The sequence below is a fragment of the Ruminococcus sp. RTP21204st1_B2_RTP21204_210225 genome, from assembly GCF_040914135.1.
Lineage (GTDB): Bacteria > Bacillota > Clostridia > Oscillospirales > Ruminococcaceae > Hominimerdicola > Hominimerdicola aceti.
The window spans coordinates 19,580-34,374 of record NZ_JBCPGA010000025.1 but is presented as its reverse complement, the minus strand read 5'-3'; the positions used below and the strand labels follow the sequence as shown (position 1 = coordinate 34,374).

At 43.6% G+C, this 14,795-nt stretch carries 16 protein-coding genes, 1 tRNA gene and 1 pseudogene; all 18 read right to left on the bottom strand.

What is annotated here, in order from left to right; translation table 11 throughout:
• The coding region (locus AB5123_RS09535) for a DUF3991 and toprim domain-containing protein (protein ID WP_368364742.1) at positions 1-1,113 on the bottom strand (1,113 nt) is incomplete at its 3' end.
• A gap of 14 nt (positions 1,114-1,127) precedes the next feature.
• Positions 1,128-1,724 carry a hypothetical protein gene (locus tag AB5123_RS09530; RefSeq protein WP_368364741.1) on the bottom strand — a complete coding sequence of 199 codons (597 nt, stop codon included), beginning with the start codon at positions 1,722-1,724 and terminating at the stop codon, positions 1,128-1,130.
• The gene (locus tag AB5123_RS09525) at positions 1,684-1,845 is read right to left on the bottom strand and encodes a hypothetical protein (protein WP_368364740.1); all 162 of its coding nucleotides are present in this window, start codon (positions 1,843-1,845) and stop codon (positions 1,684-1,686) included. The genes AB5123_RS09530 and AB5123_RS09525 overlap by 41 nt, the downstream gene beginning before the upstream one ends.
• Before the next feature lie 16 nt (positions 1,846-1,861).
• On the bottom strand, positions 1,862-2,200 hold the full coding sequence (locus AB5123_RS09520; RefSeq protein ID WP_278339633.1) for a DUF3852 domain-containing protein: 339 nt from the start codon (positions 2,198-2,200) through the stop codon (positions 1,862-1,864).
• A gap of 6 nt (positions 2,201-2,206) precedes the next feature.
• Entirely contained in the window at positions 2,207-2,977 is a 771-nt protein-coding gene (locus AB5123_RS09515; protein ID WP_177442462.1) for a class B sortase, read from the bottom strand.
• Entirely contained in the window at positions 2,970-7,031 is a 4,062-nt protein-coding gene (locus tag AB5123_RS09510) for a SpaA isopeptide-forming pilin-related protein (protein ID WP_368364739.1), read from the bottom strand. Before AB5123_RS09510 ends, AB5123_RS09515 begins: the two co-directional genes overlap by 8 nt.
• Before the next feature lie 85 nt (positions 7,032-7,116).
• Positions 7,117-8,046, bottom strand: a complete 930-nt coding sequence (locus AB5123_RS09505) for a transglutaminase-like domain-containing protein (RefSeq protein ID WP_368364738.1) — start codon at positions 8,044-8,046, stop codon at positions 7,117-7,119.
• 110 nt (positions 8,047-8,156) lie between these two features.
• Positions 8,157-8,510: a SpoVG family protein gene (locus tag AB5123_RS09500; protein WP_181986919.1), complete on the bottom strand. Its 354-nt coding sequence runs from the start codon at positions 8,508-8,510 to the stop codon at positions 8,157-8,159.
• A 22-nt stretch (positions 8,511-8,532) separates the two neighbouring features.
• On the bottom strand, positions 8,533-9,936 hold the full coding sequence (locus AB5123_RS09495) for a DUF3849 domain-containing protein (protein ID WP_368364737.1): 1,404 nt from the start codon (positions 9,934-9,936) through the stop codon (positions 8,533-8,535).
• Positions 9,933-10,205 (bottom strand): hypothetical protein, encoded by a 273-nt coding sequence (locus tag AB5123_RS09490; protein ID WP_368364736.1) that lies wholly within the window; start codon positions 10,203-10,205, stop codon positions 9,933-9,935. Before AB5123_RS09490 ends, AB5123_RS09495 begins: the two co-directional genes overlap by 4 nt.
• On the bottom strand, positions 10,202-11,041 hold the full coding sequence (locus AB5123_RS09485) for a DNA adenine methylase (protein WP_368364743.1): 840 nt from the start codon (positions 11,039-11,041) through the stop codon (positions 10,202-10,204). The genes AB5123_RS09490 and AB5123_RS09485 overlap by 4 nt, the downstream gene beginning before the upstream one ends.
• A gap of 125 nt (positions 11,042-11,166) precedes the next feature.
• Positions 11,167-11,358, bottom strand: coding sequence for a hypothetical protein (locus AB5123_RS09480; protein WP_265291028.1), 192 nt, complete (start codon positions 11,356-11,358; stop codon positions 11,167-11,169).
• The gene (locus tag AB5123_RS09475; protein ID WP_265291027.1) at positions 11,345-11,482 is read right to left on the bottom strand and encodes a hypothetical protein; all 138 of its coding nucleotides are present in this window, start codon (positions 11,480-11,482) and stop codon (positions 11,345-11,347) included. The genes AB5123_RS09480 and AB5123_RS09475 overlap by 14 nt, the downstream gene beginning before the upstream one ends.
• 53 nt (positions 11,483-11,535) lie before the next feature.
• Positions 11,536-11,859, bottom strand: a pseudogene (locus tag AB5123_RS09470) (hypothetical protein); the annotation flags it as partial.
• The gene (locus AB5123_RS09465) at positions 11,859-12,635 is read right to left on the bottom strand and encodes a phage antirepressor KilAC domain-containing protein (RefSeq protein WP_368364735.1); all 777 of its coding nucleotides are present in this window, start codon (positions 12,633-12,635) and stop codon (positions 11,859-11,861) included. The gene AB5123_RS09465 and the pseudogene AB5123_RS09470, both read right to left, overlap by 1 nt.
• Positions 12,628-13,899 (bottom strand): DNA (cytosine-5-)-methyltransferase, encoded by a 1,272-nt coding sequence (gene dcm, locus AB5123_RS09460; RefSeq protein ID WP_022286654.1) that lies wholly within the window; start codon positions 13,897-13,899, stop codon positions 12,628-12,630. The genes AB5123_RS09465 and dcm overlap by 8 nt, the downstream gene beginning before the upstream one ends.
• A gap of 62 nt (positions 13,900-13,961) precedes the next feature.
• Entirely contained in the window at positions 13,962-14,276 is a 315-nt protein-coding gene (locus AB5123_RS09455; protein WP_368364734.1) for a DUF4314 domain-containing protein, read from the bottom strand.
• 432 nt (positions 14,277-14,708) lie between these two features.
• A tRNA-Leu gene (locus AB5123_RS09450) sits at positions 14,709-14,792 on the bottom strand.
• Between the last annotated feature and the right edge of the window lie 3 nt (positions 14,793-14,795).

Here is a 14,795-nt window from a genome sequence, read left to right as displayed (position 1 = left end):
GCTGTTTATTTGTTCGGTTTTGGGCATAAAAAATGCAGAGCCTGCCAAAGCATACTCAGCCAGATATTTGTATTGTCTGTTTTTTAACGTTGCATAGATCTGCGAGGTCAGCTTATCGGGACGGCATTTCAGATACCCAAGTTCACTCACTTCTTTCAGATATTCTTCCTTTCGCTTATGAGGAACAGCAGGCAAAAATTCCGCTCCGTTTTTTGCCTTTAAAATTTCGTTCCAATCTTTGAATTTAGGTGCAAGCCATTTAACGTTTGGATATCCGTTTTCTGTGAGTATATCCCGAAGTCTGTCAACAGCCTCGATTCCGCCCTCATCATTATCCACGCAAAGCACAATTTCATTGATGTTTGAGTGATTCTTTAACGCTGTTAAAACGGCATTTTCATAAACACCGTTCATTGCAATATATGAGTGCTGTTGCCAATTTTCGGGGTGCAAAGTAAGGTACGAAAGCATATCTATCGGGGCTTCAAAAACGAACAGCTTTTCCAACTTGCCAAAGTGAGAAAAGCTGTAGCGAGTATCTGAACCCTCGCAGGTAATGCGGAAAGTTTTCCCGAAAGAATTGGTTGAACGCTTGCTTGCCTGTCTTGGAACTCCGTTTTCATCAAGCCCTACAAACACTGCATTGTGGTGCTGTTTGTCCTCATAAAGTGTATGCTGTTTTGCAAAAAAACTGATAATTTCGGGATTAATAAACCGCTGTTTTATGAGGTATGCGAACACTCTGTGCATATTGCTGTTCGCTTCGGGAAGCTTGAACTCTTTTGTTTTTTCTTCATGCACAACAGCTTTTGAAGGAGCATAAGAGAGGGGAGTTATCGTCTGTCCTAACAGTTCGTGAACAGCCGTCTGAAAGTCCATATCATAGAATTCCTGCATGAATTTTATTGCTCCGCCGCCCACTTGATTTTTATGGTCGAACCAAGTCGAGCCACGGAGCGTTATGCTGTCGTGCCTGCCCGAACCGTCGTAGTAAATGAGCTTATGCTCTCTGCCGACACGTTCCAGCTTTTCACCCCGCATACGCAAAAACTGCTCCAAGTCTACCGAATTTGCAAGGACTTTTTGTTCGTCTGTAAATGGGATATATGGCATAACTACACCAACCTTTAATACTTGACATTTTCATCAAGCTTACCCAAAAGCTGCGAAAAACTCTGTCTTTCCATCATATCCGTACCGAGATATGCTCCTGATACTACTGTCAGCTTGTTTTCACTAAGCACAGCATAGGTTTCCGTGTACCCAAACTGCGTCACCATACCGTCAGACTTCTGAACAGAGCCGTACTGCTGATATTTTCCTTTTGAATATACATTTGTTGTCATACGATAATTTGACACAAAATCATCCTCAGTGATACCGCTCATCTGTGCGGAGGTCTGTCCGAAATAGTAATCCCCGAAGTTTTCAAGGATATATTCCATGTCGTAATCAAGATTACTTTGACTTAAATCAATGCATAGAACATTAACTATTCCTCCGCCGTTTTTGCCTTTAAGCATAATTTTCTGTATTCCGTTTGACTCATCTTTTTCCGATTCAAAGGAACAGCCTTTCATCGACTCAGTAACCAATTCGCTTGTATCTTCAAAGCTGATATTTGAATCGAAAAACTCTGCGATAAAGGTATCGGATTGTATTTTTTCTGAATCAACTTTGCTGTCAGAGTCCGAAGATGAAGATAAGTCCGTCAAGCTTTGCACATTGGTTTCGGCTGTTGTAACTGCCGTTGTCGTTTGTGCTGTTGGCGGAGAAATCGTTCCGCAGGCGGTCATTATCATTGCAATTGCCGCTGAAAACATAGCTGAATATATTTTTTTTCATACACAAATTCTCCTTTTTAAACGATTGACCAGATATACAACGGAGCCGTCAGAGTAAAGATCAAACAGCCGAACAGAATAGCCGCCGGAGTCCATTCTATCTGACCGTGCTTGCGGTAATCCATGTAAAGCATACCTATCTTGACAAACAACAAAACCGCCAATATTACGTCAATCACAGGAAACACAACGTTGTTTACAACCGAAACCACCTGCGATCTTGCGGTACTCCAAGTGCTTTGCACAGCTCCCGCAACATCTCCCGATGCGTAGGCTGAGGTCGACATCATCGCTGCAAAGCACAATGCGCTTGCGACCGCTGCAAGTATCTTCTTTTTCGTCTTTTTTAACTTCATTTCACATCACTCCTCTATAATTTTTCCTACCAAAATTGTACGACTGTTACCCTCCGCAGAAGTGCAGGTGGACAGCGTTATCAGGTTATCATCGGGAGAAATACCGATCTCCTTGTAAATGCTCGCACAGTTTCTAAGCTGTGAATCCCACTCTTCAAAGGTTGGGTCGGCAAGATAAAGTCCGCTTGTATCAGAAGTCCTTGCCACCGCAAAGAAATCTATCAGCCGAACATCGTCATCGGTAGTCAGCCAGCCGTAGCTGTGGTTCATAAAATATTCTTCGTTTTCGTAATTCGGAATGTCCGCAAAACACGTTGCGTTTCCCATATTGTGACCGTAGATAACACTATTGAAATCGGTGAAATCCGAGGAATTTCTGTAGTCCATAAAAAGCGAGCCTGCGTACAAATATGAGCCGTCCACCGCTCTGTGAGAGTAATATTCGTTATCGCCCGACTGCATGATCGGGTAATCGATATTCGTGTCGGGAATATACAGCCATGCGACAGAATCGCTATGATCTTCGGAAAGCTGCCGGACCTGTGCGGTCAGTTCGTCTTTTGTATCCTCGGGAACTCTGTCTGCGGACGGCTTTTCAGAACGGTTATCTACCGCCATATCAAGCGTTTCCTGCGCTATCGGGGTAGGAGCGTATATCATAATATCACGCCACTTAATTTTCTGTGCCAAATCGTTTTTCACAAGAAGATAAATTCCTCCGCAAAGGAGAGCGGCTGCACTGACGGCAGCCGCAATTCTAATCGCTTTCTTATTCATGCTTTTTCCCTTTCTTTGTGATGATAAGGACAGCAATAATCAAGCTTGCAGCTCCAAGCATTGCGTAAGCCGCAAAATTGCTGTGGTTATCGCCTGTATACGGGGTATCAGGAACATCAGATATTTTCTCAGCCTCGTCTACCATAACAATCAGCGGATTGCCGTTCTCAGAAACAGCGGTTGCGTCCACATTTTCTACAGTAATCTTGCCATAAACATCAACTGTAAATCTGATGTCGGTTGCGATAACATAACCGTCGGGAGCAGCAATTTCCTTAAGTGTGTAACCTCCCGCAGGAAGTTCGGTAACAACATGGTTTGTTCCATCGGAAATCCATTTATCAACGACTTCGCCATCAGAATTTTCAAGCTGCATTTCTGCACCTGCAAGCTCGTTTCCATACACATCTTGTTTACTTATCTCAACAGTTATAGGCTTATTTACTGCTATAATTTCGATAATTTCTCCGTCCTCAGAAATAGTCACGGGGTAGCTTTCATCGCTTAAAATGTAGCCTGTGGGAGCTTCGATTTCCCTGACGATATACTCACCATATGGGATCTTGTCAAATTCAAAGTGTCCGTTTTCATCGGAAACAGCGGTCATATATGCGTTGTCGGCAGTAAACTCAGCGGTATCAACAGCAAACAGTCCGAACAGAGCATTTTCAAGAGGTTCGTTGCTCTCATTTACCTTGATTCCCTCGATTTTACCACGTTTCAGTTCATTTACGAACTGCCCGCAGTCGATTGAAACAGTAGTTACTTCCTGTCCCATATACTCGAAGTTTACAAGGTACTTTTTACCGTTCAGAACATAATGCTCATCGGTTGCAATTTCCTGAACGTAATACTTGCCGAAAGGCAGAGCAGTATCAAACTTTGCGGACATATTTTCAGCAAGACTTATTTCAGAAATCAGTCCGTCAGCAGGAATTACCGAGCCGTCAGCGGCGGTAATATTCTCGGCTGCGAACAGTCCGAAACGAACTCGGGTATATTCATCGGAGTTACCGATGTTAAATAACTCGTCCTTTTCCATGACCTTAGAAAGTGAAATTTCTACACCCTGATAATCGTTGACAAATGACGTATTTACGGTATCACGAACAGCAATTTCCTGTCCTGCATAGGTCAGTTCAACAAACTGAGATTCTGCGTTAAGAGCATAGCCGTCAGGGGCAGTAATTTCTCTGACTTCATACTTGCCAAGATACAAAAGGTCTGTTTCTGCATATCCGTTTTCATCGGTCGTGATCTCAGCTACAACATCGCCGGCATTTGCTCTGATCGTGCCGTCAAGCGTCACAATATCTTCTACTGCGATAATCTGAAATACTGCACCGGACAGATTTCCGCTTGCAAAAACGGGAGTGTAAGTTGTCGGATTTACAATAGTTTCGCAGTTTTCGTCCGTGTAAGCAGATGATGCTGTAGCGACCGTTGTAAAAATATCACCTGTTTTCTGAACAGAAATTCTGCCCTTCTGTGCGGTATTTGTTTTCTCCACAACTACGGTTTCCACTGAACCGTCAATTGTAAATGGAACAGGCTTTTTATCAAGCACATATCCCTCTGCCGACTGCACCTCATGAAGCTCGTAATCGCCGTAAGCAAGCTCGTTCGGGAGCATAAGCGAGCCGCTTTCGTCTGTGTAGAATGTGTCAAGGATCATCTCAGACGGATAGTTAATTTTCTGCGAAACATATTCGGAATTTGCACAGTCCCAAACCTTGAAGCCTATGCCCGAAACGGGAATTATATTGCCTGTTTCTGCGTCCTTCTTTACGATTTTTACAAAGGATTTTTTCACTGCGTCATTGATAAGATAGAAATATTCTTTTTCGTTTTCGCTGATAATCACTTCAAAATCATCGATCCATTCGGTATTTTCCCAACCCTTTGTCTGATGCACAATATACGTGCCGTAGGGGAGCATTTTTGTCGCAGCATAGCCGTTTTCATCGCATACGAGGTAGTCTTTTTCGCTGTCTTTTGCGGCTTCATAAGAGCCTGATGACTTGAGATAAACCTCAAATTCCGCACCGACTTCGGGAGTTTCGATCTGCGTTGTTCCGTCATCGGAATGCTTGATGATTGAAATATTGCCCTTGATAATATCCTCGGTCACTGTCATGGAAATGGGGTTATGCTCAATAGAATAATTCTCAGCTTCTGCACCAACCGGGTACACAGTTTCATCAAGCAGATATCCCTCTGAGGGAGAAATCTCCTGAACCGTGTAATTCCCGCAGACATATTCCTTGGACTTGAAATATCCGTTTTCATCGGTTGTGTATTCGTCTTTCAAAACACTGTCTTTAAACACGCCGTAAACCGCTCCCGCAAGGCTTGCATTCCCCTGTGCAGAGCCATTTTCAGAATCCTTTTTTGTAACTTCCAAAGTGAATTTTTTTAGCACATTTTCAAACGTTACAGAGGTAGTTTCATCAGCCGTTAAAGTCACTGTCTGCTCGGCAGGAATAACATATTTCACTGGTACGTTTTTTTCAGAAATCGTGTAAACAATTTTCTGATTGTTACTGTCGTATACGGGGATATCGGAAAGAATTGCAACACCGTCAGAACCTGTTTTTATGCTGTAAGTCTTGCCGTTACCTGTGACAGTAAATTCTCTGCCGCCGTTATGATTATCCTCAGACTGCTTGTTGATCTTAATAGAACCTGTTTTAAGTTCGTTGTTGAATTTCACATTTATGGTCAGGTCAACGTCGCCGTCGGTAAGCTTGACATTCTTCGCCTTGGGAGCTTCATATCTCGTATCTACGTTGATTTCGGAAACAGTGTAAGTGATAGCCTTGCCTGTGGACATATCATAAACTTTCAGATCGTCAAAGGTCGCAATGCCTTTTGCATTTGTTTTTGCAGTTTCAGAAAGAGATTTTCCATTGTATGAATAGGTGATTTTAAACTTTCTGCCGCTGATTATGCCATCCTCTGCTGACTTATTGATTTTGATTTTTCCCGTCTGGAAATCCTCCTTAACCTTGTTCACGCCCGCCTTGATTTTGTACACGGTTTTGTCCAGTGCGTAACCCGTAGGAGCCTTGATTTCCTTTGCGTAATAAGTCTTGTTTGGCAGCTTTACAGAGCCTTTTCCATTGCTACCGATTTTGATTTTGGCAACCTTGTTTTTGCAGGATTTATCGCTGTAGATTCCATATACCGCAGTAGAATTATCAACGCTTGATTTTCCCACAAGATCACCGTTTGTATTATACTTATCTATCTCAAAAGTCACATCGGTCTTTGTGATCCTAAAAGCCGACATATTCATAGCGGTCGCTGTTTTACCGTCGGCCTTGTTATTAATTACAACGCCCTCAGAGCCGTTAGCCTCAATTCTCCAATGAGTACCGCCTGCACCTTTTCCGTCACCGACCGTTTTGGAATTGATAAGACTTTCCGAAACTCCAATTGATTTCAGATATGAAACAACATCGGAACGGCTGTCGAACTCACCCATATATATCCATGCATGGTCGATACCACTGGGGTTTTCAGCAACAACTACCGAACCGGGAGTAATATTTGAACCGTCGGCACACTCCCAATACGGACGGTCCGTGGTCTTAATATTCTGCTTTTCAACATCGACTTTTGAAGTCACACCGTCATAAGTGATTGTGCAGTTATCGCTGACTGTCAGCCAGTGATCGGTATCCACAGGAACGGGGTTGTTCCATGAAAATCCCGATGTTTTGTATCCAAGCTGCGTCAGCGTATAGTACACAAGTCCCGAACAGTCGATGCCGAGATTATTTATCGTCTGCACCGACAGAGGAGTATACTGTCCCTGATTGTATGCGTACCAGTACCCCTTATTCCCAAATGTATACGGTGTTCCGAGCAAAGTTGCCGCCTTTGCGATCACCGTATCGGAAGACGGAAACGCAGAGTTTTCGGTCGAAGTACTTGCGGCATTTGCTGTTATCGCTCCGCTCACAGATGAACCGAGCATAGAAAAAGCGCAGAGGCCTGCCATAAACCCTGCGCCAAGCTTTCTCAATATTTTTGATTTTGTTTTAAACATAAAGTACATTTCTCCTTTGATTTCACGCAAAGAAAAAGAGCCGAAATTTCTTCGGCTCTCTCACTTGCATATTTGTTACATATTATCAATAAGCCGATTCGCTTATCGAAATTTCAATTGTATTATCATTTTCATCAAATATTCGGGTTATTTCACCGTATTTATCTGATTTTAAAAATCTGCCGTCCTGTGTATCGAACACATACCATGTTCCTTCCACACATACTAAGTTTGCCATATGACCGTACCAGGCATCCGGTGAGAAAAACGCATACCGACATTCAAGTCCCACACCTTTACAAGCGTACATTGTTGCTGCTGAGAATACTTGACAATTTCCGCTGACGTTCCCTCTGATCCAATTGTAAACAGCTTCGGCTTTTCCATAATCAGAGCCGTTGTGCCCCAATCCTGCACCTATATTGTAATATTCATCGGTTGTTCTTCCGAGCGAATTTACATAATTCAAAACGCTTTGCAGGCTTGTTGTATCTTCAATTATATCTTCCGGAGGTTCAGTCTGCGGCTTTGGTGTAGTCGTAGTCGGCGGATTTGTCACCGCAGGCTTTGCCGTTGTAGTCTGAGGCTTATTGTCAGATGATTGGTTATTCTGTTGCGCACCGTTATTGCTCTGATTGTTATCGGGCGGCGAATTATCGGCCTGCTGACTATTCTGAGCAGGCTGATAATTTTCCTGACCGTTGTTATTCTGAACAGCATTGTTTTGTCCCTGAATTGAGTTTCCCGAAGCACCTGACGAACCTGATTTCTTTGTGGTAGTTACAGTAATACCCGTCGGCTTTGAAGATGAGGATGCCGTCTGCGAACTCTTTTTCGTAGTAGTTGTGGCTTCGCTTGTATCCTTTTCTTCTTTTGCCGATGAAGTTTCCGTATCGGTTGTGCTTTCAGAAACCGTTGTCGTAGTAGTTTCCACTTTGGATTCTGTATCGTCTATCTGTCCGCAGGCTGTAAGCAGCAGACTGCATACAGCTAAGATCGTTATCGCTTTTTTCATTGTATCACCCCGATGAATTTGTTTTTTTAACTATAGCATATAACCGCCGCAAAATCCAGTAATCTCGGTGATTTTCTACCTATTCAATGAATACAAAGCCTGAGTTTGTATCACATTGACATCTCAGGCTCAGGTTCATCCGCCATTTCCTCGTCGGGAGTTTTTTCAACCTCAATCTCTGTTGCCTGTATCTGCTGAAGTTTGACATCGTAAGCATTCAGAACAGCCTGATTAAGAGCATTTCTCGCCGATTTTGTGACTGCGTGAAAAATGTCTGGATACTGCTTGTTGCCGTCACGGTCGGTATATGAAGTTGAGGGCATATTTACAAATCTGCCTTTCTCGGTTTCCATTACTTTCAGTCCGTGAACGGCAAACATTCCGTCCATTGTAACGCTGGCATACGCCTTGATATTGCTGCCGGGTTTGTCCACCAGTCTGTTGATTGTCGCTGAAATTTTCATTTGCATCACCTGCTCCTTTCGTTTATGACATCGTAATTTCGGGTTCTTCCGATTCCTCAAAGTCCTCGGTCAATTTCTCCGCTTGCTCCAATACGATAACGGGAGTTTCAAACATTGCGGAATATTTCTTGATCTGCTCATCGGTAAGCGAACAGCTGTCCCATTCGCCGTATTCGTTCATATAATTTCCTGAAACAAAGAAAGTTCCATGTACAAGAACATTTCCCACCATGCGATTAGGCTGTGAACCGTTAAGCAGAAATTCATCGTTGCACCAAACTAAAGCGTCCTGCTTCGGCTCAAAATATATGGGCTCGATACACCCTCCGACCACAGACTGCATAGCATGGATATCGTGCCGAATTTCCGCTTTATACGGTGTTTTGCCGTTCTCCACTACAAGAATTTTCATCATATCATTATGGTCTGTCCGAGTAATATCAAAGTCAATAGGCTTAAATCCAACGCTGTCGCAGAAGTAAAGACCTTTATTTTTGCCCTCACAGACCTCTATAACATTAGAAACGGACATCGACTCGCCGTAATATCCGGGAGGTGTTTTGTCCGAATTGCAGAGGGCAAAAACGCTTTCAAGGCTTTTGCAGTTTACCGTACCGTCGTAGATCTGACGGTATATGGACGAATCCACGCCGCCGTGTGCCTGTGCGTAATCATAATTCATAAAAGCAAGCTTGTTACTGTCCTTGTCGTGATCGATCTGAAATATGCGTATTTTCATCTGCGGAGCTTCTATCTGCGCAAGCCGTTCAACTGCCCATTTTGGAATCTGATCATAGTCCGCAACTCCGCAGAAATCCTCACGGTAAAAATGCGCCTTCTCGCCGTCCGCAAGAAACTGCCCGAACACCTTTCTGCCCGATTTTTCGGGATCGCAGCCAAAACCTCCCGTTGCGTAGAAATACTGATTTATGGGGCTCTTGAACTGCTCATTAAGAATTTCCGGCTTAAGGATCAACAGCTTTCTTTCGTAGTCCTGCGGCTTATCGGAGTGAACGCACTGCTTTTCTCCCACAAGTCCGAGCTTGCTATATTCCTTTCTGACCTCATCGATAAAGCCGTTAAGCACGGCAGGATGAGAATCAACGCAATATTCCCGCATTTCTTTTTGGGAAATATATGGGGGGATAACAGACCTTGCCCACTCCTTATTTTCATGTGAGAAACGTCCGTCATCATTCTTATTCAGAATACTTACCGCCAGCACCCACATTGTGCGGTCATAACCGAAATCGGCAAGCGCTGTCCTGACCGCTGTATCGCTTAAATAATAGCCGTCAAAATTATCCGCAATAGCTTTTTCTATCGCATTTTTACATCGGATATTTTCTTTCTGACTTTCACGGTATGCCTCGATCTCTCCACTTTGTTCAGCGTTTTCAAAAGAATGTCTATAAAGATAACTCATGATACAACCTCCTCATCTTCATTGCAATAATCCCACAGCGGACAATCTCCACAATCATCGTACATAGCGCAAGTCCTCTCTATTTCTTCCTCCGAGATTCCGCAGTCGGGACGTTCTCTTTCGGGAGCATTGCGCCATATCGTAAGCGTCACTCCGCTATCGTCACACTCCGTTTCTATGCTTACGGTATCGCCGTTTTCATCAAAAAGCCCCGAAAATACGGTAGTTCCGTTGGTCGTGAGTACCTGTGCAAAAATTATCTTTTTCATAAAATTATACCTCCAAAATTGTCTGTTTCATCGTCAAACAGCGAAAGCTGGCGTACCGCCTGTAATCTCTCGCTTGTATCGTAATTGGATATGAGCAGTTCTGCATACTGACAGCCGCCGTCGTATCTCTGCGCCAAATTATTTATCCTTGAAATTTCCTCAATGTGAATATTCGGTTTGTCCCAAAGTTCACGGATTTCGGGACAGTCATTGTAGGAAACAAGAAACTTGCCCTTGATATCCATAAGACTGTCACGCAGTCTGATGTGATCCTTGGCTTTAAATCCCACGTCTTTGTAATAGCTTTCGGTTGCAAAGTACGGTGGATCGCAATAAAAAAAGCTGACAGGGCGGTCGTACTGCCGTATCAGTTTTTCAAAGTCTTTATTCTCAACTACTACCTTCTGCAATCTCCTTGCTGCCAAGTCTATCATCGGGAAATCCGACCATATTGAATGCGGCTGACTGCCGAAGCTGTCAAGTCCACTTGCGTAGCTGTAACGGATAAGCTGATAAAACTTCGCCGCCCTGTCAACATCACGAAATCTGCTGAACAGACCTCGCTTATGAAGACTAGCAATCCAGTCGAAATCTTCACGAGAATCGAGGACATAACGAAGCTTGTACTTCAGCTTATTCGGGTTATCCCTGACACAGCGATAAAGATTTGCAAGATTTCCGTTAAAATCGTTGTATACCTCAAAATCCATACCGGGCGGTTTATGGAATAAAACCCAGCCTGCACCTCCGAAAACCTCGATATATCGTTCATAGTAAGGCGGAAATCTTGCAAGTACTGCGTCACGCAATGCCTTTTTACCGCCTACCCATGACATAAAACTGTTCATGAAACTCCTTTCTGCCGTTTAAAGCCAATGACAGAAAAAAAGTCGCTTTGCTAAAAACAGAAGTTTTCTGTCATTGGCAAAACGACCTTAGTGGTTATTTAATTGTGGTTACTTCAGCCCTTGATTATTGGATCGACATAGCTGAATATGATGCGTTTCTGTTCAAGATATCCGTTGGCTTTATTGACCTCGTTGCACAGTTCCTTGTACTGCATTTCCGAAAGCACGGGCTTTGTCACCCTGAGCATTGCAGGAATACTGCCCATTGCAAACTTAAAATCTGCTTTTGCTTTAGCTTTTCTCATTTGAATTTATCTCCCTTTTAAGTCTTGTGATTTCTTTTTCTGCCAATCTGAAAGCCACTGCTAGGCTGCCGACCGTCAGTCCGATAATCCCTCCGATTATCATTCCTATGAATAAATACGCCATTACATCATCTCCATTCCCATTTCTTCGCTTTCGTCACATTCTTCCTCACACAGAACAAAACCGCCAAGTCTGTTCGGAACATAATCGGAAAGCCATGTACCTCCGAACTGCTCGTGTGTATGCAATCTCCACATTGCAAGCTTACCGATATCAAGCTGAACGTCATCAAACGGAAACAGCAGACAGGTAAGATTTTCATTTTTAAAAGTATATGCTTTTTCAAATCAACTTTCGTTCTGCAATATTCCGCTTTCCGTCAGCATATCGTTTATACCGTCAACCCATTCTTTAAGGTCGCCGCCGCAGCCTTGTAAAACAAGCCCATCGCTGTCATTCATTTTTCTCAGATCGTGTAAAGAAACGCTTATTATCTCCATTATTGCAAAACCTCTTTTCCATAATATTTTTTGAGCAGATTTATGACGAACTGCTGCCCTTTTCCTGTAACGAACGTCTGCTGATAAGTCTTTGTCATAGTCGCAGTTTCAAACACCGACTCCTTGACCGCAAAATATCCTCGGTCGATAAACGCCTGATAGGGGAGATTATTCGCCATAAGAACTCCCTTTCTTTTCAGCCAGCCGTAAAGCTTGTTCCTGCCGACAGGGATATTTTCGGCTCTTGCAAGCTTTGCCATAACGTTCATGTCGATAAGATTATTGGTGTTTGACACCTGATTCGCAAACTCCACCAGCGGCTGATCGTGGCGGATACGCTCGTTCAGCTGATTTATCGCCATCATCTGCAAGCGGAAAAGATTCTGATACGGTTCGTCAAGGAACGGGAGATAGTTTTCTATGAACATTTCTTCGTTGCCGACGTAACCGCCTGTGCGACGGATAGTTGGGAGTACTTCGGTCGTGATCCATTTACGAAAAGGCTTTGCTTTAGGTTTATCAGACCTTACAAGAATTGAATACAAACCTGATTCGCTTACGACATATGCTTTCTGTTTTCTTCCGAGCGAATCGGTGAGTCCGATTGAATCGTACTCATCTTTATCAAGTCTTTTGACGACCTCTCCGGCACTGTTTGCTTTCATTTCAAGCACTCGGCAGATATCTTTTAATATCCACCAAGTTTCTCCGTTTCGTACCACAGTTCTCACTTTTCCAAATTCTTTACTTTCAAATATCTTTATCATATTATTCATTTGCATTCTCCTTGTCAATTTCTAAAATAAACCTTGCAAGAGCCTCGATAACATTCGTAGTCACGGCATTTCCTGCCTGCTTGTAAAGCTGTGCGTCTGACATTCCCGTTGCCGCCACCTTGTTGAACTGCTCGTCTGTAAACCCCTGCAAACGCCAGCATTCCAAAGGCATGAGCCTGCGGATATATCCGCAGTAGATCACCCCGTGTTTATCGGTGACAGTTATCGTAAACATCGGCTCGTTTGGAAGTTTAAATCTTCGCCCTTGCTGACGAACTTTCTCCTTTTCGGGAGTAAGCACCGCAATCGGATCGCTAATCACGATCACCCCCGACTTTTCTCCTTTATGGTGACCTATACCGCTGTCCTGCCTTGACGTTATGCACCTCGCAAGCTCTGTAACTTTCGGTTCGGGATTCATATCGATACACATAGCGTAATATCCCTGATTACAGCTTGTTGTCAGCGTGTGTGCTACATCGTGACCTACACGTCCTCGTCTTGAATTAATGTTAGGGTAGGCGAGATCAATACTGTCGCCGGGCAATGCTAACTGATAGCCCGACTTGGTTTTGACCTTGATCGGAAGTCCTATGATCTCGTAAAGTCCTGTCTTTCCTCCGAAGCCTCCTGCCGTTCCCGTAAGCGTTATGCTCAGTCCGTCGGCTGAGTACACTCTGCAGCCCTCTCGTCCGGGTATGCGTTGTACAAGAGTTTTTGGATTTGCGTCCGTGAAAGACAATACTTTTCCGGCGCATTTTTCTCTAAGAAATCCGATAATGAACACTCTTTTTCGGGATTGGGCGACTCTAAAATTTGCGCTGTTAAGCACCTGCCATGCGACATCGTACCCCAATTCGTCCAGCGAACCAAGGATGGTCGCAAACGTCCTGCCTGAGTCATGCGATAACAATCCGGGTACGTTCTCAAGCAGCAGATATTTAGGTTTTTTAACGGCAGCGATTCTGGCAATTTCAAAGAACAGAGTTCCTCTTGCGTCGTCAAATCCGCCCCTTTTTCCAGCGATTGAAAAGCTTTGGCAAGGGAAGCCTCCGCATATAAGGTCGAAATCGGGTAACTCGTTTGGGTTGATTTTTCTTGCGTCATCGTAATACACCTCGCCTTCCGTATCGTACATTGTTTCGTATGCTTTTTTAGCATATCGGTCAATCTCGCAGTACCCGACGCACTCAAAGCCTCCTGCTTTTTCAAGTCCTGAGCGGAATCCGCCGATGCCTGCAAAGATATCGAAATATTTTATCATTTATCACTGATCCTTTCCTTTTTGCAATAAAAAAACGGCTAAGTCTTTTCAAAACTTAACCGTTACATTGACATATTCATTTCTTCGGATTCTTCAAAACCCTCAGTTTCTGTGATTTCTTCAGATTTTTCCTGCTCATCCGCCATAGCCTGTTCCTGTTCGATTTTATGAAACTTATCCACATCGGGGATAACGCCAAGCGTTCTTCCGTTATCAAATTTACAGTGCAGAGTACCCGCATCGTCCACAAATTGAACTATGCCTTTAGTACCTGGTGGAATCGGACGGGGATCGTTATCCATACTGTCAAGGCATATCCGAGTTCCTTCGGGATATCTCTGTCTAAGCGTTTCTACTTTCTTTTCGTTGTAAATCATATTACACCTCACATCGTCATTCCCATATCGGGTTCTTCGGTCATGTCCTCGGTCTGACTGCTGTTCATTTTTTACTTGATCACCTCCAGTCGTTTTAGATTCCCTTTTTATAGTATATTTGTTATCAAGCCTTCTTTGAAATAAAAAAAGACCGCTTTGTCGTTTATCACATTTCGTGATATTTGACAAAAAAGCCTTCTAAACTTTGTGAATGTTTTTTTATAAAAAAACGGCAAGCCGGGAGCGAAATCTGCTCAAAGCTTGCCGTTTTATTTGACAATATTCATTTGTCGAGGGTTCGAACCCTTCCGGTCGGTGAAAATCATGAAAAAGCATCCATGGTTTTTACCTTGAATTTTTCAGCTGAAAAGCATGAAAAAAGCCCGTAAATACGGGCTTTTAAGGGTGAGCATCCATTTAGTCTCACCAATATGGTGCGGGTGACAGGACTTGAACCTGCACGGTGTTGCCAATAGAACCTAAATCTATCGCGTCTGCCAATTCCGCCACACCCGCATA